26 protein-coding genes and 1 pseudogene are annotated in these 26200 nt (G+C 63.3%); 14 read left to right on the forward strand and 13 right to left on the reverse strand.

The genetic code is table 11. The annotated features are described in order from the left end of the window. Window positions 1-63 precede the first annotated feature (63 nt). A complete protein-coding gene (locus FJW08_RS00290) occupies window positions 64-1710 on the reverse strand; it encodes an acetolactate synthase large subunit (protein WP_140807969.1) in 1647 nt (548 codons plus the stop codon). A 94-nt stretch (window positions 1711-1804) separates the two neighbouring features. Continuing rightward, window positions 1805-2707 carry a LysR family transcriptional regulator gene (locus tag FJW08_RS00295; RefSeq protein ID WP_140807971.1) on the reverse strand — a complete coding sequence of 301 codons (903 nt, stop codon included), beginning with the start codon at window positions 2705-2707 and terminating at the stop codon, window positions 1805-1807. A gap of 101 nt (window positions 2708-2808) precedes the next feature. On the opposite strand from FJW08_RS00295, the pseudogene FJW08_RS00300 reads away from it, so the two are divergent. From FJW08_RS00300 to FJW08_RS00330, 6 genes and pseudogenes are all read left to right on the forward strand, one after another. Beyond that, window positions 2809-3781, forward strand: a pseudogene (locus FJW08_RS00300) (zinc-dependent alcohol dehydrogenase family protein). A 185-nt stretch (window positions 3782-3966) separates the two neighbouring features. Continuing rightward, window positions 3967-4263 carry a zf-TFIIB domain-containing protein gene (locus FJW08_RS00305; protein ID WP_140807973.1) on the forward strand — a complete coding sequence of 99 codons (297 nt, stop codon included), beginning with the start codon at window positions 3967-3969 and terminating at the stop codon, window positions 4261-4263. A 72-nt stretch (window positions 4264-4335) separates the two neighbouring features. Next, window positions 4336-5328 carry a Tim44 domain-containing protein gene (locus FJW08_RS00310; protein WP_140807975.1) on the forward strand — a complete coding sequence of 331 codons (993 nt, stop codon included), beginning with the start codon at window positions 4336-4338 and terminating at the stop codon, window positions 5326-5328. Between the two features lie 360 nt (window positions 5329-5688). Further along, entirely contained in the window at window positions 5689-6240 is a 552-nt protein-coding gene (locus FJW08_RS00320; protein WP_140807979.1) for a MaoC family dehydratase, read from the forward strand. A 2-nt stretch (window positions 6241-6242) separates the two neighbouring features. Beyond that, window positions 6243-7403, forward strand: a complete 1161-nt coding sequence (locus FJW08_RS00325) for a CaiB/BaiF CoA-transferase family protein (protein WP_140807981.1) — start codon at window positions 6243-6245, stop codon at window positions 7401-7403. Window positions 7404-7435: 32 nt separating this feature from the next. Continuing rightward, on the forward strand, window positions 7436-8563 hold the full coding sequence (locus FJW08_RS00330) for an extracellular solute-binding protein (RefSeq protein ID WP_140808378.1): 1128 nt from the start codon (window positions 7436-7438) through the stop codon (window positions 8561-8563). 17 nt (window positions 8564-8580) lie between these two features. Here the strand turns inward: FJW08_RS00330 and FJW08_RS00335 are convergent, their stop codons facing one another. After that, a complete protein-coding gene (locus FJW08_RS00335) occupies window positions 8581-9420 on the reverse strand; it encodes an amidohydrolase (protein ID WP_140807983.1) in 840 nt (279 codons plus the stop codon). Window positions 9421-9485: 65 nt separating this feature from the next. Further along, the gene (locus FJW08_RS00340) at window positions 9486-10271 is read right to left on the reverse strand and encodes an IclR family transcriptional regulator (RefSeq protein WP_140807985.1); all 786 of its coding nucleotides are present in this window, start codon (window positions 10269-10271) and stop codon (window positions 9486-9488) included. Between the two features lie 168 nt (window positions 10272-10439). Between FJW08_RS00340 and FJW08_RS00345 the strand changes: the two genes are divergently transcribed. The 8 genes from FJW08_RS00345 to FJW08_RS00380 all read left to right on the forward strand — a co-directional run bounded on the left by FJW08_RS00345 (window position 10440) and on the right by FJW08_RS00380 (window position 17725). Further along, window positions 10440-11759: a sugar ABC transporter substrate-binding protein gene (locus FJW08_RS00345; RefSeq protein ID WP_140807987.1), complete on the forward strand. Its 1320-nt coding sequence runs from the start codon at window positions 10440-10442 to the stop codon at window positions 11757-11759. Between the two features lie 122 nt (window positions 11760-11881). Continuing rightward, complete coding sequence (locus FJW08_RS00350; protein ID WP_140807989.1) at window positions 11882-12778, forward strand: sugar ABC transporter permease; 897 nt, start codon at window positions 11882-11884, stop codon at window positions 12776-12778. A gap of 2 nt (window positions 12779-12780) precedes the next feature. After that, window positions 12781-13647: a carbohydrate ABC transporter permease gene (locus FJW08_RS00355; protein WP_140807991.1), complete on the forward strand. Its 867-nt coding sequence runs from the start codon at window positions 12781-12783 to the stop codon at window positions 13645-13647. A 4-nt stretch (window positions 13648-13651) separates the two neighbouring features. Next, window positions 13652-14749: a sn-glycerol-3-phosphate ABC transporter ATP-binding protein UgpC gene (gene ugpC, locus FJW08_RS00360; RefSeq protein WP_140807993.1), complete on the forward strand. Its 1098-nt coding sequence runs from the start codon at window positions 13652-13654 to the stop codon at window positions 14747-14749. A gap of 5 nt (window positions 14750-14754) precedes the next feature. Continuing rightward, a complete protein-coding gene (locus FJW08_RS00365) occupies window positions 14755-15867 on the forward strand; it encodes a mandelate racemase/muconate lactonizing enzyme family protein (protein WP_140807995.1) in 1113 nt (370 codons plus the stop codon). A 10-nt stretch (window positions 15868-15877) separates the two neighbouring features. Then, window positions 15878-16207, forward strand: a complete 330-nt coding sequence (locus FJW08_RS00370; protein ID WP_140757815.1) for an L-rhamnose mutarotase — start codon at window positions 15878-15880, stop codon at window positions 16205-16207. Beyond that, entirely contained in the window at window positions 16200-17273 is a 1074-nt protein-coding gene (locus FJW08_RS00375; protein ID WP_140807997.1) for a Gfo/Idh/MocA family oxidoreductase, read from the forward strand. Before FJW08_RS00370 ends, FJW08_RS00375 begins: the two co-directional genes overlap by 8 nt. Beyond that, window positions 17270-17725: a MaoC/PaaZ C-terminal domain-containing protein gene (locus FJW08_RS00380; RefSeq protein ID WP_181182809.1), complete on the forward strand. Its 456-nt coding sequence runs from the start codon at window positions 17270-17272 to the stop codon at window positions 17723-17725. Before FJW08_RS00375 ends, FJW08_RS00380 begins: the two co-directional genes overlap by 4 nt. 119 nt (window positions 17726-17844) lie before the next feature. Here FJW08_RS00380 and FJW08_RS00385 read toward each other — a convergent pair whose 3' ends face one another. From FJW08_RS00385 to ehuB, 9 genes are all read right to left on the reverse strand, one after another. Then, window positions 17845-18525: a GntR family transcriptional regulator gene (locus FJW08_RS00385; RefSeq protein WP_246682125.1), complete on the reverse strand. Its 681-nt coding sequence runs from the start codon at window positions 18523-18525 to the stop codon at window positions 17845-17847. Window positions 18526-18686: 161 nt separating this feature from the next. Then, window positions 18687-19688, reverse strand: coding sequence for a N(2)-acetyl-L-2,4-diaminobutanoate deacetylase DoeB (gene doeB, locus FJW08_RS00390; RefSeq protein ID WP_140808001.1), 1002 nt, complete (start codon window positions 19686-19688; stop codon window positions 18687-18689). 5 nt (window positions 19689-19693) lie between these two features. Continuing rightward, window positions 19694-20872 carry an ectoine hydrolase DoeA gene (gene doeA / locus FJW08_RS00395; RefSeq protein WP_140808003.1) on the reverse strand — a complete coding sequence of 393 codons (1179 nt, stop codon included), beginning with the start codon at window positions 20870-20872 and terminating at the stop codon, window positions 19694-19696. A gap of 137 nt (window positions 20873-21009) precedes the next feature. Continuing rightward, complete coding sequence (gene eutC / locus FJW08_RS00400; protein ID WP_140808005.1) at window positions 21010-22002, reverse strand: ectoine utilization protein EutC; 993 nt, start codon at window positions 22000-22002, stop codon at window positions 21010-21012. Continuing rightward, on the reverse strand, window positions 21999-22991 hold the full coding sequence (gene eutB, locus FJW08_RS00405; RefSeq protein ID WP_140808007.1) for a hydroxyectoine utilization dehydratase EutB: 993 nt from the start codon (window positions 22989-22991) through the stop codon (window positions 21999-22001). The genes eutC and eutB overlap by 4 nt, the downstream gene beginning before the upstream one ends. Window positions 22992-22996: 5 nt before the next feature. After that, the gene (gene eutA, locus FJW08_RS00410; protein WP_140808009.1) at window positions 22997-23776 is read right to left on the reverse strand and encodes an ectoine utilization protein EutA; all 780 of its coding nucleotides are present in this window, start codon (window positions 23774-23776) and stop codon (window positions 22997-22999) included. A gap of 3 nt (window positions 23777-23779) precedes the next feature. Further along, a complete protein-coding gene (gene ehuD / locus FJW08_RS00415) occupies window positions 23780-24439 on the reverse strand; it encodes an ectoine/hydroxyectoine ABC transporter permease subunit EhuD (RefSeq protein WP_140808011.1) in 660 nt (219 codons plus the stop codon). A gap of 34 nt (window positions 24440-24473) precedes the next feature. Further along, entirely contained in the window at window positions 24474-25133 is a 660-nt protein-coding gene (gene ehuC / locus FJW08_RS00420) for an ectoine/hydroxyectoine ABC transporter permease subunit EhuC (RefSeq protein WP_140757782.1), read from the reverse strand. 166 nt (window positions 25134-25299) lie between these two features. Next, the gene (gene ehuB / locus FJW08_RS00425) at window positions 25300-26151 is read right to left on the reverse strand and encodes an ectoine/hydroxyectoine ABC transporter substrate-binding protein EhuB (protein WP_140757783.1); all 852 of its coding nucleotides are present in this window, start codon (window positions 26149-26151) and stop codon (window positions 25300-25302) included. Window positions 26152-26200 lie beyond the last annotated feature (49 nt).

Genomic DNA, 26200 nt, shown 5'->3' on the forward strand with positions numbered 1-26200 from the left:
GTCGCAACCCGCGAGGACGCGCGCGACACCGCACTGGCCGCGCAGCCGTCATATCGGCAACCGTCAGCTCGCCTGCGGCGCCGGCAGCCGTTCGCGCAGTTCGTCGACAAGCACCCTGGTGTTCTCGGAATAGTCGATCGGCACGACGACGAGATGCACGCCGCCGCCGGTGAAGGCCTGTTCCAGCGCCGGCCGCAATTCGGCGATCGCGCCGACCCTGGTCCCCCGGGCGCCATAGGCTTCGGCGTATTTGACGAAGTCGGGATTGCCGAAGGTCATGCCGAAATCCGGGAATTCGTCGACCGCCTGCTTCCAGCGGATCATGCCATAGGCATGGTCTTCCAGCAGCAGGACGACGAGGTTGAGCTCAAGCCTGACAGCCGTCTCCAGTTCCTGGCTGTTCATCATGAAGCCGCCATCGCCGCAAATGGCCATGACACGGCGCTGGGGATAGAGCAAAGCCGCCATCATCGCCGACGGCAGCCCGGCGCCCATGGTGGCCAGCGCATTGTCGAGCAGCAGCGTGTTTGCCATGCGCGTGCGGTAGTTGCGGGCGAACCAGATCTTGTACATGCCGTTGTCCAGCGCGAGGATGCCGTCGGCCGGCATCACGGCGCGCACGTCGTGCACGATGCGCTGCGGCGTGAAGCGGTCTTCGGTGGCGCGCGCGGCGATGCGGCTCAAAATGCCTTCGCGCAGCGGCAGCAGGGCCTGCGCGTTGGGGATCTTGCCTTCGACGCGATCGGCCAGCAGCGCCAGCGACGGACCGAGGTCGCCGACGATTTCCGCTTGCGGGAAATAGACCTGCTCGACATCGGCCGTCTGGTAGCCGACATGGATGACCTTCGGCCCCTTCGCGCCCATGATGAAGGGGGGTTTCTCGACCGTATCGTGGCCGATGGTGATGATCAGATCGGCCTGCTCGATGGCCTCGTGGACATAGTCGCGCTCCGAAAGGGCCGCCGTTCCCATGTAGAGTTCGGTGCCGCCGGGCACCGTGCCCTTGCCCATCTGCGTGGTGAAATAGGGTATCTGCGTGCGCAGGACGAACTGGGCGACGTCGGGGGTCACGCGCGGCCGCGACGCCGCCGCGCCGAACATCAGCAGCGGACGCTTGGCCTCGATGATCATGCGGGCGGCGCGATCGAGCGCGCCAGCGCTGGCTAGGGGCAGTTCGACCGGATGCGTCGGCACCAAGGCAATCGGTTCGCACTCCGCCGCCGCGATATCTTCCGGCAGTTCCAGATGCACAGGGCCGGGGCGTTCTTCCTGTGCGACGCGGAAGGCTTCTCGCACCAAGGACGGAATCATCTTCGGCGAGACGATCTGGCGCGACAGCTTGGTCAGCGGCTTCATCGCCGCGACGATATCGACGATCTGGAAGCGAGCCTGCCTGGACGACAGGATGCCCTTCTGTCCGGTGATCATGATCATCGGCATCGCGCCGAGCAGCGCATAGGCCGAGCCGGTCGTCAGATTGAGCGCGCCGGGGCCGAGCGTGGTGATGCACACACCCGGCTTGCCGGTAAGCCTGCCATAGGTGGCGGCCATGAAGGCGGCCGCCTGCTCGTGGCGGGTCAGGATCAGCTGGATCGACGAGCGGCGGATGGATTCGACAATGTCGAGATTTTCCTCGCCCGGAATACCGAAAATCCGATCGACTCCTTCGTTCTCGAGGGCCGCCACGAACAGATCCGAACCTTTGATCATGAACCGTCTCTCCTGCAATGCGCGCATTCCGTCAGCCACCTTCATATGGCACCGGAATGCGACACCTCAAAGAGCGCAAGTCGCCTGCCAGCGATCACGCCATCATTTTCGGCAAGGCGGCCGCCAATGCGTCGACGGCCAGCCGGACCTTGAGCGGCAGATGCGGCGTCCGCAGCCATAGTGCATGACAGTCGTAGGGATAGCGCGGCCGGTCCGGCAACAGCTCGACCAGCGCGCCGGCCTGGATTCGTTCGCGAACCAGCCAATGAGGCAGCCACGCGAGGCCCATGCCGCCGGCGGCGGCATCGGCGATGGCATCGAGATCGTCGAGCCGAAGCCGGCCGGTTGGGACGAACTCGGCCGCAGCTTGTTCCTCGCGCGGGAACAGCCAGGGCTGAACGATCATGCCGAGCCGGCGGTAGACAATCGCCTGATGATCGGCGAGGTCTTCGATCCGCCGTGGTTCGCCATGAATTTCCAGATAGGAAGGCGCGGCACAGACGACCATGTGCTGGCGTGCAACGCGGCGCGCGATCACGCCGGCCTTGTCGTCCAGATCACCGGTCCGGATGGCGAGATCGTAGCCGTCCTCGGCAAGATCGGCGAAGCGGTCGCTCAGCGACAGGTCGAGCTCCAGCGTCGGATACCGCCGCGCCAGTTGCAGCAACACGGGGGTCACGCAGTGGCGGCCGAAATGCGCCGGCATGGTGACGCGCAGTTTTCCTCGCGGTTCCGAGAGCTGGTCGGCGGCGAGCGCATCGGCGGCCTCGGCCTCGGCCAGCACCAGCCGACACCGCTCATAATAGGCGCGTCCGAAATCGGTCAGGCTCTGGCGGCGCGTGGTCCGGTTGATGAGACGCACGCCAAGCCTGTCCTCGAGAAACCGGACATGCTTGCCGACCATCGGTCCGGATAGATCGAGCACGGTGGCCGCCGCCGCGAACGAGCCGAGATCAACGGCCCTGACGAACACGGCCATGCTTTCAAGCCTATCCATTTTCGAAACTCTTGGTTTCTACTGCACAATCTAAACAGCCATTTATCGCCAAAAGGCTTCGCCTCATAGCCATTCGGTTCAGATAATTTGGAGTGAGCAAAATGACCCGTATCGTCCGCTTCCACCAGCATGGTGGTCCCGAGGTCCTGCGCATCGAGGAGGTCGATCTTCCTCCGCCGGGCCATGGTGAGGTTCAAATCCGCGTCAAGGCATTCGGCCTTAACCGCGCCGAGGCGCTGCTGCGCGCGGGCAACTATATCGAGACACCCACCCTGCCCTCCGGGCTCGGGCTGGAAGCGGCAGGCGTCATCGAGACAATCGGCGAAGGCGTGACCGGGCTGACCCCCGGCGACGCCGTCAGTGTCATCCCGCCGCAATCGATGGTTCGCTGGCCGGCTTACGGCGAGCTTGTCGCCTTTCCCGCCAGGCTTATCGTCAAACACCCGGCGTCCCTCGACTGGCAAACTGCGGCGGCGATCTGGATGCCGTACCTCACCGCCTATGGTGCGTTGGTCGAGATCGCCAAGCATCGTCATCACCGCCGCCTCCAGCAGCGTCGGCCTTGCGGCGATCCAGATCGCCAACAGGGTTGGCGCGACAACGATCGCGGTGACGCGGGCGTCGGCGAAGAGGCAAGCACTGCTCGACGCCGGTGCAACGCATGTGGTGGTCCTCGAGGAAGAGTATCTTGTGAGAAGACTGAGCCAGATTGCCGGGCCGCAAGGCGTACGCGTCGTGTTCGATCCGATCGGCGGGCCGATCTTCGAGCCGTTGACGGCGGCCATGTCGAAAGGCGGCATTCTCATCGAATATGGCGGCCTCAGCAGCGACCCGACGCCGTTTCCGTTGGCTGCCGTGTTGGGCAAGACACTGACGTTGCGCGGTTATCTCGTCCACGAGATCACCGGCAATCCGGAGAAGTTGGAGGCTGCCAAGGCGTTCATCCTCGAAGGCCTCGAGGACGACACTCTCACGCCGATCGTCGACAGGACGTTTCCATTCGACCAGATCGTCGAGGCGCATCGCTATCTCGAATCGAACGAGCAGTTCGGCAAGATCGTCGTGACGGTTTGAGCAGCAATCATTCTCACGGGCAATATTGCCCCTTGAAGGCGCCGTGCCGCATGCCTAACTCCCGTGTGCGGGCCGGGCCCCTCTGACTGTCGCTTTTGGCGACCGTGATGTCGGACCGCTTCAACGGGCCCGTTTCCATCCTTTCGGTCAAGCGGGCTCATTTCCTTTCTGGTTAGGAGCCCCTGATGACATCTCTCCTTGGTATGGTTTGCCCCTCCTGCCGCGTCGCGCTCGTGATGAGCGAACGCCAGGGGATCGAGATCGACTACTGTCCGCAGTGCCGTGGTGTCTGGCTCGATCGAGGCGAACTCGACAAGATCATCGAGCGTTCCAGCAGGGATGCGTCGCCCGCGCCACAAGCGCAGCCGGCAGCGTTCTCGCAGCCGCGCGATGGCCGGGACCGCGATGACAACTATTCCCGCTCGCATGGCCAACGCTATCCGAAGCGGAAGAAATCATTCTTCGAAGAGCTGTTCGATTGACCGCATGAGGCCCGCCACCCGGCCAACGTTTTTGCTGAAATTTCCGAAACCACATCGATAAAGGTCACCCCGATGACTTCCCGCACAAGCCGAATTGCCGCCCTCCTCGCCGGACTGTTCCTCGCATTCTCCATGGTCGCGATCGATCATGCCGAGGCGCGGCGCGGCGGCAGTTTCGGCAGTCGTGGTACCCGCACCTTCCAGTCGGCACCGCCGACCAGGACCGCGCCGGCGCCGACCGCGCCGGTCGAGCGTTCGATGACACCGAACACCGGCGTGAACAATGCGGCCCGGCAGCCGCAGGCCGGCCTGCAGAGGCCCGGCTTCATGAGCGGCTTCGGCGGAACGATGATGCGCGGCCTGCTGCTCGGCGGCCTGATCGGCCTGCTCGTGGGCCATGGTTTCGGCGGCCTCGCGGGCATGTTCGGCTTCCTGCTGCAGGCGCTGCTCATCGGTGGCGCGATCATGCTGGCCATCAGGTTCTTCCGGTCGCAATCCGCGCGAGGTCCCGCGCCCGCGCTCGCCGGCGTGGGCAATGCCCAGGCTTCACGGTTCGAGAACCGCGCAACGGCAAAGCAGGAGACAGGAACCGCGGGCTCCTTCACAATTCCCGGTTTTGGCGGCGGTTCGGGCGGAGGCCATGAGGCCACCCGCTCCGAAGAGATAACGCTGGCCCAGGCCGACCTCGACGCCTTCCAACAGCTGTTGACCGAGGTCCAGGAAGCATTCGGCCGCGAGGACCATGCCGCCCTGCGCCGGTCGGTGACGCCCGAGATGGTGTCCTATCTGTCGGAAGAACTGGCCGACAATGCCCAGAAAGGTCTCAGGAACGAAGTGTCCGATGTCACCCTGCTGCAGGCCGACATCGCGGAAAGCTGGCGCGAGGATGACCGCGACTACGCGACGGCCGCGTTGCGCTACGAGTCTCGCGACGTGATGCGCGAACGGGCGAGCGGCAAGGTCGTCGAGGGCGACCAAGACCATCCCACCGAGACGATCGAGTTGTGGACATTCACGCGTCAGAACGGCTCGAACTGGAAGCTCTCGGCGATACAAGAGGCTTGAGCGTCGCGAGTTTACCTGCTGACGGCCAACTCACGATCTGGACGCACATCGGCGTGCCGATCCCGATGGCGGAGACCGACACCGCGGGCGTCCTGAAAATAAGGCGCCTCCCGGTTCAGGCTGCCGACAAACACGAGACACGCATTCCCGACACCGCGCATGATTTCCTCCTGCCCTGCGCGCGCTTCCGCGCGCAAAAACCGGTCAAAATTTCGCCCGTCCTTGCTTGCAACGCAATCCCATATGTGAAAATAGTATTTACAAAAGAAGATTGGCGGGAGGAGACATCGTGCAATCAAGCGCTTCGAAGTGTGCTCGAAGGATTGCCAGGGCGCTCTCGCGAGACCGGTGGATTGAGCCATGAACGATTTCGCACCGACCGTCGGCATTGCTTCGACGCATCCGAGGAATATGCCTGCGGATCATGCCGCCCTGCCGGTGTGGAACGCCGAGAACTGGTTCTACGAGGATTGGCCGATCGGCCACAAGATCCGCTCCTTGCGACGCACCATGGCGGAAGGCGACAGCCACCTCTTCAACACGCTGGTGCTCGATATCCATCCTTACGTGCAGGACCAGATGTTTGCCGAGAGCGAAGGCATTTTCGGCAAGAGGCTGATCGCCGGCGCGTTCGTTTTTTCGGCTGGGCTGGGACTGGTCGCCACCAACTGCATCAACGCCTTCTCCTACGGTTATGACAAGCTGCGCTTTATTAAGCCTGTCTTCATTGGCGACACGATCTATTCGATCCGTTCCAACCTCGACAAAAAGCCTCGCTACAAGGAGATGGGACTGATCCGCGCCAGCTACGAGGTGTTCAAGGGCGAAGGCGAGTTGGTGCTCTATTGCGAACACCTGCAAACGGTGAAGTACCGCAACCCTGCCGATTTCATCGGCAAGACGGAGAAATAGAAATGCCGGCAGCAGCCGAATTGCCGCTTGCCGGCCTCGTCGTCGTCGACATGAGCCAGTTCCTGTCCGGGCCCTATTGTTCGCTGAGATTGCTCGATCTCGGCGCACGCGTCATCAAGATCGAGCGTCCGGATGGAGGCGACCTGTCGCGCCAGCTCTATCTCAGCGACACCGAGATCGGCGGCGATTCCACCATCTTCCATGCCATCAATCGGGCCAAGGAAAGCCTTGCCATCGATTTGAAGAACGAGGCGGACCTCAAGGCATTGCGCGGCCTTCTGGTCAAGGCCGATGTGCTGATCCAGAATTTCCGGCCGGGTGTCATCGAGCGGCTTGGCCTCGACTACGAAGCCGTCCGCCAGATCAATCCGCGCCTGGTCTATGCCTCGATCAGCGGCTATGGCGAGGAAGGCCCGTGGGTCAAGCGTCCCGGCCAGGACCTGCTGGCGCAGTCGCGCTCCGGCGTGATGTGGCTGAACGGCGACGAAGACCAGGGGCCGGTGCCGTTCGGGCTCGCCATCGGCGACATGCTGGCGGGTGCGGCCTGCGCGCAAGGCATCCTGGCGGCACTGGTGCGGCGCGGCATCACCGGTCAGGGAAGCCATATCGAGACCAGCCTTCTGGAAGCGCTGGTCGACTTCCAGTTCGAGGTGCTGACCACGCATCTCAATGACGGCCGCCGCCTGCCGCGACGCTCGAGTTTCCGCAGCGCGCATGCCTATCTCTCGGCGCCTTACGGCGTCTATCCGGCCAAGGACGGATATCTCGCCATCGCCATGACGCCGATCCCAAAGCTCGCCGACCTGTTGTCGCTCGATGAGCTGGCGCCCTACTGCGACAAGCCGTCATCGTGGTTCACCGCTCGCGACGATATCAAGGCGATCATCGCCCAGAGGATTGCAACGAAAACCATCGACGAATGGCTTGCCATTCTCGAGCCCGCTGACATCTGGTGCGCGAAGGTGTTGAACTGGCCCGAGATGCTGGCAAGCGAAGGTTTTCAGTCGCTCGACATGCTGCAGACGGTGACGCGTGAGGACGATGTCTCGATCCTCACCACCAGTTCGCCGCTCCGGGTCGATGGGATCAGAGCCAAGGTCGACCGCGCGGCGCCGCGCATCGGCGAGCACAGTGCGAAAATCCGCGCGGAGTTCGGCTTGTGACCACGCGCTTCCTTAAGCCCACACTCAGGGGCATGACCTGGAGCCACCCGCGCGGCTACGATCCGATGGTCGCGTGTTCATCTCTGTGGCAGCAGAAAACCGGCGTTGTCGTCGAATGGGACAAGCGTTCGCTGCAGGATTTCGAATCCTTCCCGGTCGAGGAGTTGGCGCGGGCCTATGACCTTATCGTCATCGATCATCCGCATGTCGGCCAGGTCACGGCGGAGCGCTGTCTCGAGCCTCTCGACGTCGCCGGCCGCGAGGCGGAGCGCGCCGCGCTTGCCTCGGGCAGCGTCGGCCAGTCCTATCCGAGTTACGCCTGGCAGGGCCGGCAATGGGCGTTTCCGATAGACGCGGCGGCCCAAGTGCAGGCCTGGCGGCCGGACGCGCTCGATGCGCCGGCGGCGACGTGGGGCGAGGTGCTCGATCTCGCCCGGCAGGGCCGCGTGCTGCTGCCGCTGCGGCCACCCCACTCGCTGATGACCTTCTATACGCTGGCCGGCAATCTCGGGCATCCCTGCGAGACCGATCCGTCGGGCGATCTCATCGATGTCGATATGGGCTGCGAAGTCTTCGAGACGATGCGTGAGATCGCGACGCTGGTCGGCCCCACCTGCTTCGACATGGACCCGATCGCCGTTTCGGAGCGCATGGCCGAGGCCGGTTCCCGCATTGTCTGCGCGCCGCTGATCTATGGCTATGTCTCCTATGCGGCGTCGGGTTTTCGCGCGAACAGGCTGGCCTTTGCCGACATTCCGGTCATTGGTTCCGATGGCCCGATCGGCTCGGCGCTCGGTGGAACGGGCATTGCGGTCTCGGCCTTTTCCAAGGCGAAAGACGCCGCGATCGATTTCGCCTACTGGGTCGCCAGCGGCGACGTCCAGCGCGGCATCTACGCCGGCGCCGGCGGCCAGCCGGGCCATGCGGCTGCCTGGGAAGACCAGACGGTCAATGAAGCGACCGGTGACTTCTATCGGGACACGCGCGCGACGCTTGAGGGGGCTTGGGTGCGGCCGCGCCATGACGGCTACATGGCATTCCAGCAGGCGGCGTCCGACCGCATCAATTCCGGCCTGGCCTCCGGCCGCCCGGCCGGCCAGGTCGTCGCCGATCTCATCAGCCTGTTCCGGGCCAGTACCCAGGCAACCAACATCACCTGAGGGACCTGGCCTGGGTCTTATTTCAGCCGCCATAGCTTGCGGGCATTGCCCGACAGCAGGCTGTCGCGCTCTGAAATGCTGCAGCCCGAAAGCAGCGCATGTGTCGCCGCCACCCAGGTCGAGAGGCCGCCACCAAGCGTGCAGACCGGCCAATCGCTGCCCCAGACGACACGGTCCCAGCCGAATGAATTGATGGTGTGTTCGACGTAAGGCCGCAGCGTCTCGACGGTCCAACTGCCGGGGTCTGCATAGGCGACCACGCCGGAAATCTTGGCCATCACGTTCGGACGCCGCGCGATCTCGCTCATATGTTCGCGCCAGGGATGCTCTGCGTTGCCCTTGATATCGGGGACACCGCAATGGTCAAGCACGAACTGGACATCGGGCGCCAGATCGGCGAGCGCAATCGCCCTCGGGATCTGGTGCGGCAGCACGACGAGATCGAAGGTCAGGCCGGTGCCGCCAAGCCGTTTGATGTTGTCACGGAACAATGCGCCTTCCGAAAGATCGTCCGGCACGACGTGGAGGACACGGCGAAAGCCCTTGACGAAGGGATTTGCCCGCTGGCGTTCAAGATAGGCTTGGAAATCCGCCTCTTCGGGACGGCAAGATGCAATCGTCCCGGTGAGCATGCTGCCCGCTTGCCGCGACAGGCCCTCCACACGTGCGGTCTCCGCCTCGATGTCGGCCGGGTCGACATCGACCTCCATATGCAGCACACGTCCGACGCCGACACGCTGGGCCTCCACCGCATATTCCTCGTAGGAGAAATCGCGGTTCAGCGCCGGCACTCCCGCAAGCCAGGGATAGCGCAGCGCCGAGCGATCGATGAGATGCAAATGGGTGTCGATGATCATGGCGAGGCTCCTCCGGTAGCTTTACTAGATCATCTCACGGGGGAATTCTTCATTCAAATAAGAATTCACGCTGATGAACCGACAGCCGACCCGGCCAGGTGCGAAAGCTTTTCACAGGTGGCCAACAGCAACTCGATGGTTCGGGTGACATCGGGCGCGGACGGCGCGTTGACCACGGTGATGTAGGGGATCGACAGCGCCGCGATGGCCTTGCCGTCGGAACCACGCACCGGGGCGGAAAGGTTGAAGACGCCCGCGGTCTGCATGGAAGCCATCATCTCGTAGCCGCGGTCGCGGATCTGGTCGAGACGGGCGAAGAACTCGGCCGGCTGCGCAGTCTTGTCGGTGCTGCGGACGTGCTCCGAAATCATCATCTGCCGCTCTTCCGGTGAGCGGAAAGCGAGCAGGACATGGCCTGAACCGGTGTCGAACAGGCTGATATGCGAACCGACCCGGATCGAAATCCCCCAATAGTTCGGCGCCTCCTGCTGGCCGATCACGACAGCAGAACCGCGATCAAAAACAACGAGTTGATTGGCCTGCTGCGAAGTCTCGGCCAGCTCGCGCATCAGCGGCGTGGCATAGGAAACCAACCTGCGCACCGGCGCGTGCAATTGCGCCAGGCCGAACAGCTTGAGCGTCAGCGAATAACGGTCGCCATCCAGCCGCGTGACATAGCCGCGCCGCACCAGCCGGTCGAGCATGCGGTAGAATTCGTTAGGGCTGCGGTCGAGTTTCTTGGCGATTTCCGCCTGGGTCAGGCCGCCGTCGACGCCGGCCAGCAATTCGAGGATGTCGAGCCCCTTGTCGAGCGCCGGCGCGCGATAGCGCTCGTCTTCGCTGTCGTCCATGGGGCATCCCTCCAGTGAATTCAGCTCTTCATATACGCAGGAACGCGACCGACGGAAACAAATTTCGCCTTGACGTGTCTATGAATGTTTTGTTTGTATATGAATGTAGCACTTCTTGTCATCAGACGAGTTGCGGTCGCCGCTGAGGCGCACCCAGGGAGGATATCAATGAACAGACTGCTTTCCGGCGTGTCCGCCGGTGCATTGGCGCTCGCATTTGGTGCGGGTGCTGCCCTTGCCGACGACCTGCCCGGCAAGTTCGAAGGCGTGACCGTCGACGTTAAATTGATCGGCGGCCAGCAATATGAAAAGCTCTACGAGCGCATCCCGGAATGGGAGAAGGCGACCGGCGCCAAGGTCAACATCCTGACCAAGAAGAACGGCTTCGACATCGACAAGGAACTCAAGTCCGACATCGCCTCGGGCAGCACCAACTGGTGCGTCGGCTGGAACCATTCGTCGTTCGCGCCGCAGTACACCGGCCTCTACACCGATCTCAGCAAGTTATTGCCGAAGTCGGAGATCGACGCCTTCGTGCCGTCGACGATCAAGGCTGCAACCATCGACGGCAAGCTGGAGATGCTGCCGCGCGCGCAGTTCGACGTTTCGGCGCTCTACTACCAGAAGAGCCTGTACGAGAACGCCGACAACAAGACCAAGTTCAAGGCCAAATACGGCTACGATCTGGTGCCGCCGGACACTTGGAAGGAAGTCACCGACCAGGCCGAGTTCTTCGCCAACCCGCCGAATTTCTACGGCACGCAATTCGCCGGCAAGGAAGAGGCGATCAACGGCCGCTTCTATGAAATGGTCGTCGCCGAGGGCGGCGAATATCTCGACAAGGACGGCAGGCCGGTCTTCAATTCCGAGGCCGGCATCCGGGCGCTCGACTGGTTCGTCAACCTCTACAAGGCCAAGGCCGTACCGGCCGGAACCACCAACTACCTCTGGGACGATCTCGGCCAAGGCTTTGCCTCGGGCACCATCGCCATCAATTTGGACTGGCCGGGCTGGGCCGGCTTCTTCAACGATCCGAAGTCGTCGAAGGTGGCGGGCAATGTCGGCGTCAAGGTCGCGCCGAAAGGCTCCGCTGGAGTACGCACCGGCTGGTCGGGTTTCCATGGCTTCTCGGTGACCGAGAACTGCCCGAACAAAGAGGCAGCCGCATCGCTCGTCTGGTGGCTGACCAACGAGGACAGCCAGAAGCTCGAGGCCGCCGCCGGCCCGCTGCCAACCCGCACCGCGGTCTGGGACTGGGACCTGCAGCAGGCCGCGAACGATCCTTACAAGAAAGAGGTTCTTTCCGCTTTCCAGGAAGAAGCCAAGCACGCCTTAGCCGTGCCGCAGACGCCTGAGTGGATCGAGATCTCGAACGCCGTCTATCCCGAGCTGCAGGCCGCCATCCTCGGCGACAAGACCTCCAAGCAGGCACTGGATGAAGCCGTCGCCAAGGCGACGCAGATCCTGCAGGACGCCGGCAAGCTCTAGGCGTTGTTCCCAAGACCGCCTCCCCCATTGTGAATGGGGGAGGCGATCGCGTCTTTCCTGTGCTGTCCATTCAGCCGGTCGGGCTCGGCCCAAAATTGCATGCCACATACCAAAGGACCCCGATGAAGGGCTTCAAGCCATCCGCACCATTCCTGCTGCTGCTTCCGGCCATCATCGTGCTGGCGGCGGTCGTCGTGGTGCCGTTGCTTCTGTCGCTCTATTCCAGCTTCACGCCTTTCCGGCTGACCAAGCCCGAGACATTCTTCGTCTTCATCGGCTTGCGGAATTATCTTTCGATCCTAGCCAACACCGATTTCTGGTGGGCGTTCGGGCGCACCGTTCTTTTGCTGACGATCGCGCTCAATCTCGAATTGCTGCTTGGCCTCGGGCTTGCCATGCTGGTCGAGAAGGCGACACGCGGCCAGCGCATCCTGCGTACGCTGATGATGTTTCCGATGATGTTCTCGCCGATCCTCGTCGGCTTCCAGTTCAAGTTCATGTTCAACGACAATATCGGCCTGGTGAACAATGCGCTGCAGTCGCTCGGCATCACCAGCGACGCCATACCCTGGCTGATCGAGGGCCACCTCGCCTTCATCGCCATCTCGATTGCCGAGATCTGGTCTTCGACGGCGATCTTCGCCATCCTGATCCTCGCAGGGCTGCTCGCCATGCCCAAGGAGCCGATCGAGGCGGCGCGTGTCGATGGCTGCACGCCGTGGCAGACATTCCGCTATGTCACATGGCCCTTCGTCATGCCCTTCGCCTACATCGCCATGACCATCCGCTCGCTCGACGTGGCGCGCGCCTATGACATCGTCAAGATCATGACCGATGGCGGACCGGCCGGCCGCACCGAGCTGTTGTGGACGCTGGTGGCGCGCACCGCCTATAGCGACGGGCGCATGGGTATGGCCAACGCCATGGCCTATTTCTCGATCCTGCTGTCGATCGCCTTCACCGTCTATTTCTTCAACAAGCTCGCCGCGGCGCGCACGCAGATCGGTGCCGAGTGGTGAGAATGGACGAGAATTCTTCCGCCCGCCTCAAGCGCCGGCTGCTCGGTATCGTCTATCGCATCGCCCTGTTCCTGGCGATGCTGACGATCTGCCTGCCCGGCCTGTGGATCGTGCTGTCGTCGCTGCGGCCGACGGTCGAGATCATGGCCAAGCCGCCGGTGTGGATTCCGCAGGATATTTCGTTCGACGCATATGTCGCGATGTTCTCAGGCATCGGCAAGGGCGGCATTCCCGTCATCGAATATTTCCGCAACTCGCTGATCATCTCGGTGACCTCGACGGTGATAGCGGTCGCCATCGGCATGGCCGGCGGCTATGCCTTCGCGCGTTACCGCTTCCGCGGCAAGTCCAGCGTTTTCCTCGGCCTGATGCTGACGCGCACGGTGCCAGGCATCGCGCTGTCGCTGCCGCTGTTCTTCCTCTATGTGCGGCTCGGCATCATCGACACGCATTTCGGGCTGATCCTTGCCTATGTCGCGCTGAATGTGCCGTTCACCATCTGGCTTATCGACGGCTTCTTCCGCCAGGTGCCGAAGGACCTCGCGGAGGCAGCACAGATCGACGGCTGCACGCGCTGGCAGGCCTTCTGGCAGGTCGAGTTCCCGCTCGCCGGGCCTGGCATCGCGTCGGCGGCGATCTTCGCCTTCCTGACCTGCTGGAACGAGTTCGCGCTGGCCTCGCAACTGACCCGCTCTGTCAGCGCCAAGACGCTGCCGGTCGGCCTGCTCGACTACACGGCCGAGTTCACCATCGACTGGCGCGGCATGTGCGCGCTGGCCGTGGTGATGATCATCCCGGCGCTCACCCTCACCTACATCGTCCAGAAACACCTCGTCGGCGGCCTGACCTCCGGCGCGGTGAAAGGCTGATCTCATGGCAACGGTTTCCCTCAAAAAGCTGACCAAGCGCTACGGCAATATCCAGATCGTGCGCGGCATCGATCTCGATATCACCGACCGCGAATTCATCGCGCTGGTCGGCCCGTCAGGCTGCGGCAAATCGACGACTTTGCGCATGATCGCCGGGCTGGAAGAGATCAGCGCCGGTTCGATCGAGATCGGCGGGCGCGTCGTCAACGACCTGCCGCCGCGCTCGCGCAACATCTCCATGGTGTTCCAGTCCTACGCGCTTTATCCGCACATGACGGTGCGCGAGAATCTCGGCTTCTCCCTCAAGATCGCGGGTGCCGCCAAGGACGATATGGACCGTCGCGTCGCCGAAGCTTCAGCCATCCTCGGGCTCGATGCGCTGCTCGACCGCCGCCCGTCGCAACTCTCCGGTGGCCAGCGCCAGCGTGTCGCCATGGGCCGTGCCATCGTGCGTGACCCCGATGTCTTCCTGTTCGACGAGCCGCTTTCCAATCTCGACGCCAAGCTTCGTACGCAGATGCGCACCGAGATCAAGAAGCTGCACGCCAAGGTGCAGTCGACGGTGATCTACGTCACCCACGACCAGGTCGAGGCGATGACGCTTGCCGACCGCATCGTCATCATGCGCGATGGCTATATCGAGCAGGTCGGCACGCCCGACGAGGTGTTCCGCCGACCGGCGACACGCTTCGTCGCCGGCTTCATCGGTTCGCCGCCGATGAATCTGAACGAGGCGACGATTGACGACGGCCAGCTGGTTTTCGCCAGTGGTGCCAAGCTGCCCCTGCCCGGCCAGTTCAAGGCCAATGTCGCCGCCGGCGACAAGGTCGTGTTCGGGCTGCGGCCCGACGATATCTATCCGACCGGCCACGGCATCAGTTCCGGCGCGGCCGCCGACGTGCATCAGATCGAACTGCCGATCACGGTGACCGAGCCGCTCGGCAACGAGACACTGGTGTTCGTCGAGTTCAACGGCAGCGACTGGGTCTCGCGCATGCTGAACCCGAGACCGTTGCGGTCTGGCGAACGCGTCGCCATGAGCCTCGACCTGTCACAGGCGCATCTGTTTGCCACCGAGACCGGAAAGACATTGCGGAGCTGACCTACATGGCAAGAATCGAAAAGATCGAACTGCGGATGGTCGACCTTGTGCCCAAGGTCAAGCGCACCGACGCGATCCAGAGTTTCGTCAGCCAGGAAACGCCAATTGTGACCATCACCGATTCCGACGGCGCGGTCGGCACCGGTTACAGCTACACGATCGGCACCGGCGGTTCGTCGGTGATGCGGCTGTTGGCCGATCACCTGGTGCCGCGCCTGATCGGCCGCGACCCCGAAATGATCGAGGCGATCTGGCACGATCTCGAATTCGCCACCCATGCGACCACGATCGGCGCCATCACGGCCATCGCGATCGCGGCAATAGACACAGCGCTCTGGGACCTCAGGGCGAAGAAACAGAACCTGCCGCTATGGAAGCTCGCCGGCGGCGCCAAGGACCGCTGCCCGCTCTACACCACCGAAGGCGGCTGGCTGCACATCGAGACCCAAGCGCTGGTCGATGATGCGCTGGCCGCCAAGGCGAAGGGATTTCGCGGCTCGAAGGTGAAGATCGGCAGGCCGCATGGGTCCGAGGATCTTGAGCGCCTGTCGGCGGTGCGCAAGGCGGTCGGCGATGGTTACGAGATCATGACCGACGCCAACCAGGGTTTCTCGGTCGACGAGGCGATCCGGCGCGCGGCGAGGTTGCGCGAACTCGATCTCGCCTGGATCGAGGAGCCGCTGCCGGCCGACGACATAGACGGGCATATCAGGTTGTCGAACTCGACGCCGACGCCGATTGCCATCGGCGAGTCGCTCTATTCCATGCGCCACTTCCGCGAATATATGCAGAAAGGCGCTTGCTCGATCGTGCAGGTTGATGTCGGCCGCATCGGCGGCATCACACCCTGGCTCAAGATCGCCCATGCGGCCGAGGCCTTCGACATTCCGGTCTGCCCGCATTTCCTGATGGAATTGCATGTCAGCCTGACCTGCGCTGTTCAGAACGGCAGGTATGTCGAGTACATTCCGCAACTCGACCAGTTGACCGGCAGGCATATGCGCATCGAGGATGGGCAGGCGCTGGCGCCCGACGAGCCCGGTATCGGCATCGATTGGGACTGGGACGCGATCAAGGCCATGAGCATCGCCGAATTCACCACGGCGATCACGAAATAGGGGAATGAACATGCAGCGGATGGGAATGGTTCTGGGGCTGAAGCCGGAGAAGGTCGAGGAGTATGTCCGCCTTCACGCCGCCGTCTGGCCCGACGTGCTGACCATGATCTCGGCCTGCAACATCAAGAACTATTCGATCTACCTGAAGCGGCCGGAGAATCTGCTGTTTTCGTATTTCGAATATCACGGCACCGACTACGCGGCCGACATGGCCAAGATGGCGGCCGACCCGAAGACGCAGGAATGGTGGGCTGTCTGCATACCCTGTCAGGAGCCCTTGCCGACCCGCAAGGATGGCGAGTGGTGGGCTTCGATGGACGAGGTCTTCCATCATGACTAGGGGTTTCGACCCTGCCGCGCTCGTCCAGTCCTGGCCAAAACCCTCGAAAACCCGGCCGATCATCACCTTCGGCGCCGGCTCGATCGTCGACGACGCGCATTTTCCGGCCTACCGGAAGGCGGGATTTTCGATCGCGGGTCTCTATGATCCGGATCAGGCCAAGGCGCAGGCCCTGGCCGACAAATGGGGCGTGACGGCGTTCCGCTCGGCGGAAGAAGCCGCTGGGGTCAAGGATGCGATCTTCGATCTGGCAACGCCACCGGGGCGGCATGCCGAGATCCTGAAGGCTCTGCCCGACGGAGCGGTCGCACTGATCCAGAAGCCGATGGGCAACTATCTCGGCGAGGCAACCGAAATCCTCGAGATTTGCCGCGCCAAGAGCCTCAAGGCGGCCGTGAATTTCCAGTTGCGCTTCGCGCCGATGATGCTGGCGCTGAAGGACGCCATCGCCAAGGGCTGGCTCGGCGAGGTCGTCGATTTCGACGCCTGGCTGGCGCTGGCGACGCCGTGGCAGTTGTGGGAATTCCTGCTCAAGGCGCCGCGCGTCGAGATCGCCATGCATTCGATCCACTATCTCGACCTGATCCGGCAACTGCTCGGCGATCCCAAGGGGGTGCACGCCAAGACGCTTGGCCATCCCAACCACAAGGTGGCGCAGACGCGCACCAGCGCCATCCTCGACTATGGCGACACGGTGCGCTGCGCGCTGTCGATCAACCACGACCACAAGTTCGGGCGCCGGCATCAGGCCTGCGAGTTCCGCATCTGCGGCACCGAGGGTGCCGCCTACCTCAAGCTCGGTCTCAATCTCGACTATCCCAGAGGCGAACCGGACATTCTGGAGATCTATCCGAAAGGCGGGGCCGATTGGATTGCCGTGCCTTTGGCCGGCGAATGGTTTCCCGATGCCTTCGTCGGGCGCATGGCCAATGTCCAGCGCTTTGCCGCAGGCGAAGACGATGAGCTGATCAGCCCGGTCGAGGACGCCTGGAACACCATGGCTCTGGTGGAAGCCGCCTATCGTTCGAGTGCGGCGCCAGCGACGCCGATCGCGGAAAGACCCTGATGGAACAGATCCAGTATTTCGAGGACTACGAGATCGGCTCGATGCGGCTGACCAGCGGCCGCACGATCACCGAGACCGACTTCATCGTCCATGCCGGCCACACCGGCGATTTCTTCCCGCACCACATGGACGCCGAGTTCATGAAGACGACGCCGTTCGGCCAGCGCATCGCGCATGGCACGCTGGTGTTCTCGGTCGGGATCGGGCTGACGGCGAACGTGATCAACCCTGTCGCCTTTTCCTATGGCTACGACCGGCTGCGCTTCATCAAGCCGGTGTTCATCGGCGACACGATCCGCACGCGCACCACCATCGCGGCCAAGGAGGACGACCCCAAGCGACCGGCTTCAGGACGGGTGATCGAACGCTGCGAGGTGATCAACCAGCGCGATGAAGTGGTGCTGGCGGCCGACCATATCTACATCGTCGAGCGCAAGCCGGCGCAGGGCTGAAACTCGGCGTAATCCTACGCACCGGTGGCGCGCGCGGTGATGCACTCCAGTCCGAACAGCAGCGAACCGGTCCGCAGGCAACCGCTACGACATTGATCGCGGACGGCTCTGCCCTCGGTCTAGGATTTTCGCGATAGCCCGCCGCCGTCTATCGCATTGACGAGCGTCTCGCTGCCTTCACGCATATGCTGTCTCAGAACGCTCACGGCCTTCTTGCCGTCGCGCTGACGGCAAGCGGCCAGCAGATCGCGATGCTCCGTCTGCGAGTGGGTGCGATAGTCGAGGTTCGACAGCAGGATACGGACATAGCGGTCGGCCGCGTTGTGATGCGCGTCGATCAGGTCAAGCAAACGACGGTTGCCGCAGGCATTGTAGAGCGAGAGATGAAAGACCCTGTTCAGGGCGCCCCAGCGGCCGACATTGCGCCCCGCGTCGATCTGATCGAGCACCTGCTCGGCTTCTTCAAGCTTGGCTCCGGGCAGGACCGGAACGGACAGCCGGAGCGCCTCGCATTCCAGCAATTCGCGGACCGCGTAGATTTCGGTGATCTCGGCGCCGTCCATCCCCGCGACATGCGCCCCCTTCGTGGGATGAATGGAAACAATGCCTTCTGCCTCCAATTGGCGAAGCGCGTCCCGGATGGGCATGCGGCTGAAGCCGAACTGCTCGGCCAGTTCATCCTGACGCAGCGTGGCGCCGGCCTTCAACGATCCGCTGGCTATGGCCTCGCGCAAAACGTTGGCGACCTGTTCGGCCACCGTCTGCGGCCTCTCGATCAGGCCTTCCATAAATCCGCGCAATCGATGCTCCCGTGCCACGCGATGGCCAGCCTAGTGGAAAACCTGCGGGGATATAAGTATCCCCGTGTACGAGAGCGGTTTGGTTTCCAGCGGAGGAGTGACACCGGGGCTATGGATGGCTGGGTCCGCCCGGCATGGTCCGGGCGGAGAAATCACGTCGGTCAATCGACCTGCACGGCGACCACCGCGGCGCAGTCGCCGGCCTTGACCAGGCCAGGGAAATGCCGCGCTGTCAGCATGCCCGACATTTTCGCCCGGATTTCCTGCGGCGCAACGCCGGTGCGGCCGGTAGAATGAATGCGGGCGAGCACCGCGCCTTCTTCGACGGGCTCGCCAAGATCGACCATGGTTTCGATCATGCCGTCGTCCTCGGCGAAGCAGAAGCAATCTCCCGACGGCATGTCCAGCCACTGGGTTTTGCCCGTCTCGACCGCCCCGGCGACGATGCCGGCATGACGCAGCACGTTGAGGATGCCGCGCCCGGCGATCCGCACCGTCTCGGCTCGCGATGTGCCGCCGCCGCCGAGCTCGGTGGTGACGAAGACCTTGCCCATCACTTCGGCCGCCGTGTCATACATGCCGATCGCATCGATCTCGGTCATGCGCATCGAGAACGGCGCCGAGAATGCCGCCACCGCGGCAAAGGCTTTCTTCTCCAGCGCCTTGTCGGGCAAAGTATGGGCGGCGCAGAACGGCACGAAATCCAACGTTTTGCCGCCAGAATGAAAGTCGAAGACGATGTCGGCGCGGGGCAGCAACTCGCGCTGGAAATAATCGGCGATCTTCTGCGTCACCGTGCCGTCGGGCCGGCCGGGAAAGCTGCGGTTCATGTTGCCCTTGTCGATCGGCGAGGTGCGCGTGCCGGCCCGAAAAGCCGGATAGTTCATCGCCGGCACGATAATCACCGTGCCGCCGACCTGGCTGGGATCGAGCGTGCGGGCGAGTTCGTAGAGCGCCAGCGGCCCTTCATACTCGTCGCCATGATTGCCGCCGGTCAGCAGCGCCGCCGGCCCCTTGCCGTTGCGGATGACGCAGATCGGGATCATCACCGAGCCCCAGGCCGAGTCGTCGCGGCTATAGGGGAGGCGCAGGAAACCATGCTGGACGCCGTCGCGATCGAAATCGACGGTCGGTGCGATCGGCGACGGGCGAAGACTGGACATCGGGCTCAATCCTTCACCACCAGCTTGCGCGGCACATTGGCCAGGCACTCCACACCGGTTTCGGTGATCAGGATGGACTCGGTAATCTCCAGCCCCATCGTCTCCAGCCACAAACCGGTCATGAAATGGAAAGTCATGCCGGGCTTGAGCTCGGTGCGATCGCCGGGGCGCAGGCTCATCGTGCGTTCGCCCCAGTCCGGCGGATAGGAAATACCGATCGAATAGCCGGTGCGGTTGTCCTTGACGATACCGTATTTCTTCAGCACGGCGAAAAAGGCATTGGCGATGTCCTCGCAGGCATTACCCGGCTTTGCGGCGGCAAGGCCTGCTTCCATGCCTTCCAGTGTCGCTTTCTCGGCATCGAGGAATTCCTGCGTCGGCTTGCCGAGGAAGACGGTGCGCGACAGCGGGCAATGGTACCTGTTGTAGCAGCCGGCGATCTCGAAGAACGTGCCCTCGCCCCGCTTCATCGGCTTGTCGTCCCAGGTCAGATGTGGTGCCGAGGCGTCCGCGCCTGACGGCAGCAGCGGAACGATCGCGGGATAATCGCCGCCGATGCCGTCGACGCCGCGCGTGCCGGCATCATAGATCTCAGCGACCAGATCGCATTTGCGCATGCCGACTTCGATCTTGTCGAAGATGCGCTGGTGCATCGCCTCGACGATGCGGGCGGCCTTGCGCATATAGTCGATCTCGGTCGGGCTCTTCACCGCGCGCTGCCAGTTGACCAGCGCGGTGGCATCGACGAAGCGAGCGTTGGGCAGATGCTTCTGCAAAGAGGCGAAGGCGGCGGCGGAGAACCAGTAATTGTCCATCTCGACGCCGATGGTGAGCTTGCCCCAGCCGCGATCGGTCAGCACGCTGGACAGGAAATCCATCGGATGGCGCTCGGTCGATTGCACATAATGGTCGGCGTAGCCGACGATGTTGTCGTGAGCGAGATAGGCGGTGCGCTTGGCGCCGTTGGCGTCCTGGCCACGGCCGTACCAGACCGGCTCGCCCGACGGCGGCACGATGACCGCCTGATGGACGTAAAACGACCAACCATCATAGCCGGTCAGCCAGGCCATGTTGGAGGGATCGCTGATAACAAGGAGATCGACGCCCTTCGCCTCCATGGCTTTCCGCGTCTTGGCGAGGCGTTCCCCATATTCGCTCCGCGAGAATCTCAAGTTCGGCTGCATTTTGTTGGTCCTCGTTTGTTAGGGCTGGAGCTGTTTCAACTCCGTTGAATCGGGCTCCAGCTAGTTCTTTTTGTCGCAGCATGATCTGCCGGGAAAACCGGTTGCCATTGTTCCGGATCATGCTCCTGCGGCCGGCATCAGCTTTCAAAAATCGTTCCGGCTTTCGCGGCCAGCGCGCGGTCGCGGGCGAGCGTGGCGATCGCCGTATCCTGCACGCCGGTGCCGGTAAGGTCGGCGATGGTGATGTCGCTGGTCGAGCGCCGGCCGTGCTTCGCGCCGGCGATGATCTGGCCGAGCTCGGTCACATCCGTCTCGGCCGGCATCACGCCCGCCGCAATGGCATGGTGCAGTTCGCCCAGGCGCCGCGTCTGCTTCGCGCTGTCGGCGACATAAAGATCGGCCATGCGCAGGATCGCCGGCGCGATCTCGTTCTTGTGCTCGGCGTCGGACCCCATGGCGGTGATGTGCTGGCCGGCCGAGACAAACCCTGCCTTGATCAGTGGTTCGGTCGACGGCGTGGTGGTGACGATGATGTCGGCGCCGGCAACAGCGTTGGCCGCTTCGGGTTCGGCGCGCACGTCGATGCCGAGCTTTTCGCGCAAGGCGGCCGCGGCAGTCTCCGCCTTGGCGGCATCGCGCGCCCAGATGCGCGCCTGCGTGATCGGCCGCACCAGCATCAGGGCTTCCAGCTGCAGCCCTGCCTGGACGCCGGCACCGAAGATCGCGGCGACGGATGAGTCCGGTCGCGACAAGTGTTTGGCCGCGACGGCGCCGGCCGCGGCAGTGCGAACGTCGGTCAGATAACCGTTGTCGAGCAGCAAGGCCTCGACCAACCCTGTCTTCGACGACAAAAGCACCATCATGCCGTTCACGCTGGGCAGGCCGAGCTTGGGATTGTCGAAGAAGCCGGGACTGATCTTGATGGCGAAGCCATCGATACCAGGCACATAGGCGGTCTTCACATCAACCTCGCCGCGATGCTGCGGAATATCGAGCCGCAGGATCGGCGGCATCGCCACCGGCAGCGTGGCAAGCGCGCGGAAGGCATTTTCGACACAGGCGACGGCATCGAGATCGAGCGTCACGATTGTGCGCAGTTCAGCTTCGGTGAGGATGGTCATTCTGCTCATGCGGCGCGCTCCGAAATCGATGGTATCTCCCCGCAGACGACCTTCCTGTGCAGTTCCATGTCGATGTTGCGGCCGGAAAGCAGAACCACCACCGGCCCCTGCACCTTGACCTTGCCGGCGAGCAGCGCCGCGATGCCTACCGCACCTGCTCCTTCGACGATCTCGCGTTCCTGTTCATAGGCATGGCGAATGCCGGCGGCGATTTCGTCCTCACTGAGCAGGATGACATCGTCGAGCAGGTCGCGGCACATGGCGAAGGTCAGCCGGTTGTCGAGGCCGATGCCGCCGCCGAGCGAATCCGCCAGCGTCGGCAGTTCCTCGGCCAAGACAGGGCGGCCCGCATCGAGGCTGGCCTTCATCGCGGCGCCACGTGCCATCGACACGCCGATTATTTTTGTGCCGGAGTTAATGCCTTTGATTGCGGCAGCAACACCGGAGGCCAGTCCGCCACCGGAGAGCTGCACCAGGACGAGAGCGGCATCCGGGACCTGCTCCATCACCTCCAGTCCGAGCGTGCCCTGGCCGGCAATGATGGCCGGATGGTCGAAGGGCGGCAGCATGACAAGCCCCTCCTCCGCCACCAGCCGCTCGACCTCCTGCTGGGCATCGTCCTGGCTGTTGCCGACAATACGGATTTCCGCGCCTAGGCGGCGGATTTCGTCCAGCTTATTCTTGGGCACCAGTCGAGACATGCAGATCACTGCACGCATGCCCTCCAGCTTCGCCGCGTGGGCGAGCGCACGGCCATGATTGCCGGTCGATGCCGCAACGACGCCGCGCGCCTTCTCCTCGGCATCAAGCGAAGCGACGGCATTCGAAGCGCCGCGCAGCTTGAAGCTGCCGGTGGTCTGGCGGTGCTCAAGCTTGAGATGAACCGGGACGCCCAGCCGTTCGGAGAGATTCGCCGAAAGCACGATCGATGTGCGCTCGATCTTGCCGGCAATTCGCTCGCGGGCGGCACGGATATCGCCAAGGGTTACTGTCGCCATGATCGTCAGTCGCGCGGCAAGGGCAGCGTCATCAGACGGCCGAATTCGGGATAAGCTGTCTCATCACTGCAAAGGCGCAGACAATTCCAGGCCGTCGCCTGGTTGCTGGTCACCACTGGGCGGCCTATCGCCTGCTCCATGCCGGAGACCGCAAGCGCGCCGCGCAGTGCCGTGCACGACACGAACAGCGCATCGGCCTCAGGATGCATTGCCTCGCGCGCGAGATCGACAAGCGTCGCCGGGGCGATGCGCGCCATCTCACGGTCGTCCTCGAAGCCGAGACAAGTGAAGCTTAGGATTTCGAAGCCGCGTTCGGCGAAATAGGTCGCCATCGGCCTGGAGGTTTCGGCCGTATAGGGCGTGAGGATGCTGATCCTGCGCACGCCAAACGCGTTCAGCCCGCGCACGCCGGCCATTGTTGGCGTGACGACGGGCACGCCTGGCTTGGCGGCCTGGATCGCAGCCTCGACCTCTCCATCGCCAATCACCACCGAGGCCGACGTGCAGGAATAGCAGATGGCGTCGAGCGGCTCATCGGGCAGGATCAAGGCCGCGCCCGCCGTCAGCGCCGGCTGCATCTTGCGCAGATTCTCAGGCGTCGTCGGATTGGCATAGGGAATGCGCGCGACGTAGACGCCGATCCGTTCGCTCGCCACCATGCGGCGAAAATCCGGCTCGGTCGTATGGTCGGTGGCCAGGATGATCAGGCCGACACGCCGCCTCAGCGGGCGGTCATCGAGCGCTGGACGGTTGGATGCCACTTTGATCTCGGGCAAGGGCTTCATGCGTTACCTCTCGATCCTGCCGTAGCGGCGTTCCAGCCAGCGCAACAGTACGACCGAAATCAGGCTGATGGCGAGGAAGAAGGCACCGACCAGCGTGATCGGCTCGAGGTAGCGATAATAAGTGTTGGCGACGCTTTTTGCCTGGTTCATCAATTCAAGCACCGTGATCGCCGAGAGCAGCGGCGTCTCCTTGAACATGGCGATGAAGTAGTTGGCCAATGCCGGGATCATCGGCGGAATGGCCTGCGGGATGATGATGTGCGTCCAGGTCTGCCGGGCGCTGAGATTGCAGGCCTTGGCGGCTTCCCATTGGCCACGCGGTACATTGTCGATGCCGGCACGGTAAACTTCCGCCGTATAGGTGCCGTAATGCAGGCCGAGCCCGATGACGCCGGCGACCAGCGGCGGCAGCAGGATGCCGATGTCGGGGAGCACATAGAAGATGAAATAGAGCTGCACCAGGAGCGGTGTGCCGCGGATGAATTCGGCCACCCAGCCGACGGTGCGCGACACCGCCTTGTTGGGCGAGCGGCGCGCCAGCGCGATCCCCAACCCGACGATCGCCGCCAGCACCGAGCCGAGCAGCGTCGCCAGGATGGTGATCTTTACCCCCTGGATCAGCGTCGGCAGGATCTGCCGGACAAAATCCCAATCCCAATCCATCAGCGGGCCCAATTCATCAGGAATGCCCCGGCCATCAGACGCGTACTCCGTCGAGGCCGCGCGCCATGCGGCGTTCCAGCGAGCGCACACCCCACGAGATGAGCAGCGCCAGGATGAAATAGATGACGAGGATGGTGGTGAACGGCACCATGGTGTTGCCGGTCTGGGAGCGCACCACCTGTGCCTGGAAAGTGAGGTCGGCGAGCGAGATCAGCGAGACGACCGATGTCGCCTTGAGCAGCTCGATGGCATTGTTGCCGAAGGTCGGCAGCATCACCAGAAACGCCTGTGGCAGGATGACGTGGCGCATCCCTTGCCAGCGGCCCAGATTGAGCGCGATGCAGGCCTCATGCTGTTCGCGGCCGATCGATTGCACGGCGCCGCGCACCACCTCGGCGGCATAGGCTCCGACATTCAAGCCCAGCGCCAATACGCCGGCCTGCAGCGGAGTCAGTTCGAGACCCAGCAGGGGCAACACGAAATAAGCGAAGAACAGCTGCACGAAGATCGATGTGCCGCGGAAGAATTCGATATAGGCCGTCGCCAAGGCCCGCAGCGCGAAGAAGCGCGACAGGCGCCCCAAGCCGGCGAGAAAGGCCATGATCAGGGCCAGCACGGACCCCATCAGCGTCAGCTCGATGGTGACAAGCGCTCCCTGCAATATCAGGCCGAAATAGCCGGACCACTGGGTCATTGAGTTTCCAACGTTTGTAGTACTGGGGTCCTTCTCCCCATTTACGGGGAAAAGATGCCGGCAGGCAGAAGAGGGGCAGCGCTAGCCCGGCAAACCGGGCGCCGCCCCTCATCCGGCCCTTCGGGCCACCTTCTCCCCGTGAACGGGGAGAAGGCAAAAAGAACGGCTACTTCGCCGCGCAGAGTTTTTCGCGCGTGGTGGACATCGCCGCCGCCGCCGAGAAGCCATAGGGCTCGATGATCTTGGCGAACTCACCCGACTTCTTCATCTTGGCCAGTTCGACATCATAGGCATCACGCAGAGCCTCGTCGCCTTTCTTGAAGGCAGCGCCGTCGCAATAGACCGGCGCGCCCTGCACCGGGGCGATGACTTCGAGGTTCGGATCGGCGGCCTTCTTCATCAAATCATTGATCGACAGCACGGGCAGCGAATAGGCATCGATGCGGCCGTCCTGCACCATCTTCAGGCCGCTCTGGCCGTCCGGCACGACGATGACGCGCTCACGCGGCACGCCGGCGTTGAGCGCCAGCTTCTCCTCGGTGCCGCCGCCCGGCGCGCCGATGGTGGCGGACGTGTCCTTGGCGACATCCTCGTAGCTCTTGAAGCCCTTCGGATTGCCTTTCTTTACCAGCATCGCCTCGGCGTCGCACAGCACCGGTTCCGAATAGGCGACCGCCGCGCAGCGCTCCGGCTTCATGAACAGGCCGGCGGTGACGACGTCGAAGCGGCCAGCCTGCAGGCCGGGGATCATCGCGCCATACTCAGAGATCGAGGCGACGATATCGGCCACTCCGAGTCGCTTGAAGATTTCGCGCGCCACGTCAGGCGCGGCACCAGACACCTTGCCGTCGGCGGCGACCGCCGTATAGGGCGGCTCGTTGGCGATGGCGACGCGTGCGAACCCTTGCGCCTTGAGTTGTTCGAGCTTCTTGTCCGCGGCCGAGCCGATGCTCGACGTCGCAAGCACCGCCGTAATTGCAAGGCCCGCGACGCCGGCCAGAATGCCAAGTTTCTTCATGTTCCCAACTCCTTGTTCTTGTCTTGGTTTGCGTGACTTCAGGACGGCT

Origin of the sequence: Mesorhizobium sp. B3-2-1 (assembly GCF_006439515.1) — a bacterium.
Taxonomy (GTDB): Bacteria; Pseudomonadota; Alphaproteobacteria; order Rhizobiales; family Rhizobiaceae; genus Mesorhizobium.

What these genes read in the sequence shown, in the direction of transcription:
- doeA (WP_140808003.1), bottom strand. Translation starts at nt 20,872, where the DNA reads ATGCAGCCGAACTTGAGATTCTCGCGGAGCGAATATGGGGAACGCCTC.
- eutC (WP_140808005.1), bottom strand. Translation starts at nt 22,002, where the DNA reads ATGAGCAGAATGACCATCCTCACCGAAGCTGAACTGCGCACAATCGTG.
- FJW08_RS00355 (WP_140807991.1), top strand. Translation starts at nt 12,781, where the DNA reads ATGGACGAGAATTCTTCCGCCCGCCTCAAGCGCCGGCTGCTCGGTATC.
- FJW08_RS00305 (WP_140807973.1), top strand. Translation starts at nt 3,967, where the DNA reads ATGACATCTCTCCTTGGTATGGTTTGCCCCTCCTGCCGCGTCGCGCTC.
- eutA (WP_140808009.1), bottom strand. Translation starts at nt 23,776, where the DNA reads ATGAAGCCCTTGCCCGAGATCAAAGTGGCATCCAACCGTCCAGCGCTC.
- FJW08_RS00365 (WP_140807995.1), top strand. Translation starts at nt 14,755, where the DNA reads ATGGCAAGAATCGAAAAGATCGAACTGCGGATGGTCGACCTTGTGCCC.
- ugpC (WP_140807993.1), top strand. Translation starts at nt 13,652, where the DNA reads ATGGCAACGGTTTCCCTCAAAAAGCTGACCAAGCGCTACGGCAATATC.
- ehuD (WP_140808011.1), bottom strand. Translation starts at nt 24,439, where the DNA reads ATGGATTGGGATTGGGATTTTGTCCGGCAGATCCTGCCGACGCTGATC.
- FJW08_RS00345 (WP_140807987.1), top strand. Translation starts at nt 10,440, where the DNA reads ATGAACAGACTGCTTTCCGGCGTGTCCGCCGGTGCATTGGCGCTCGCA.
- eutB (WP_140808007.1), bottom strand. Translation starts at nt 22,991, where the DNA reads ATGGCGACAGTAACCCTTGGCGATATCCGTGCCGCCCGCGAGCGAATT.
- FJW08_RS00335 (WP_140807983.1), bottom strand. Translation starts at nt 9,420, where the DNA reads ATGATCATCGACACCCATTTGCATCTCATCGATCGCTCGGCGCTGCGC.
- FJW08_RS00290 (WP_140807969.1), bottom strand. Translation starts at nt 1,710, where the DNA reads ATGATCAAAGGTTCGGATCTGTTCGTGGCGGCCCTCGAGAACGAAGGA.
- FJW08_RS00340 (WP_140807985.1), bottom strand. Translation starts at nt 10,271, where the DNA reads ATGGACGACAGCGAAGACGAGCGCTATCGCGCGCCGGCGCTCGACAAG.
- FJW08_RS00330 (WP_140808378.1), top strand. Translation starts at nt 7,436, where the DNA reads ATGACCTGGAGCCACCCGCGCGGCTACGATCCGATGGTCGCGTGTTCA.
- ehuC (WP_140757782.1), bottom strand. Translation starts at nt 25,133, where the DNA reads ATGACCCAGTGGTCCGGCTATTTCGGCCTGATATTGCAGGGAGCGCTT.
- ehuB (WP_140757783.1), bottom strand. Translation starts at nt 26,151, where the DNA reads ATGAAGAAACTTGGCATTCTGGCCGGCGTCGCGGGCCTTGCAATTACG.
- doeB (WP_140808001.1), bottom strand. Translation starts at nt 19,688, where the DNA reads ATGTCCAGTCTTCGCCCGTCGCCGATCGCACCGACCGTCGATTTCGAT.
- FJW08_RS00295 (WP_140807971.1), bottom strand. Translation starts at nt 2,707, where the DNA reads ATGGATAGGCTTGAAAGCATGGCCGTGTTCGTCAGGGCCGTTGATCTC.
- FJW08_RS00325 (WP_140807981.1), top strand. Translation starts at nt 6,243, where the DNA reads ATGCCGGCAGCAGCCGAATTGCCGCTTGCCGGCCTCGTCGTCGTCGAC.
- FJW08_RS00375 (WP_140807997.1), top strand. Translation starts at nt 16,200, where the DNA reads ATGACTAGGGGTTTCGACCCTGCCGCGCTCGTCCAGTCCTGGCCAAAA.
- FJW08_RS00370 (WP_140757815.1), top strand. Translation starts at nt 15,878, where the DNA reads ATGCAGCGGATGGGAATGGTTCTGGGGCTGAAGCCGGAGAAGGTCGAG.
- FJW08_RS00350 (WP_140807989.1), top strand. Translation starts at nt 11,882, where the DNA reads ATGAAGGGCTTCAAGCCATCCGCACCATTCCTGCTGCTGCTTCCGGCC.
- FJW08_RS00320 (WP_140807979.1), top strand. Translation starts at nt 5,689, where the DNA reads ATGAACGATTTCGCACCGACCGTCGGCATTGCTTCGACGCATCCGAGG.
- FJW08_RS00310 (WP_140807975.1), top strand. Translation starts at nt 4,336, where the DNA reads ATGACTTCCCGCACAAGCCGAATTGCCGCCCTCCTCGCCGGACTGTTC.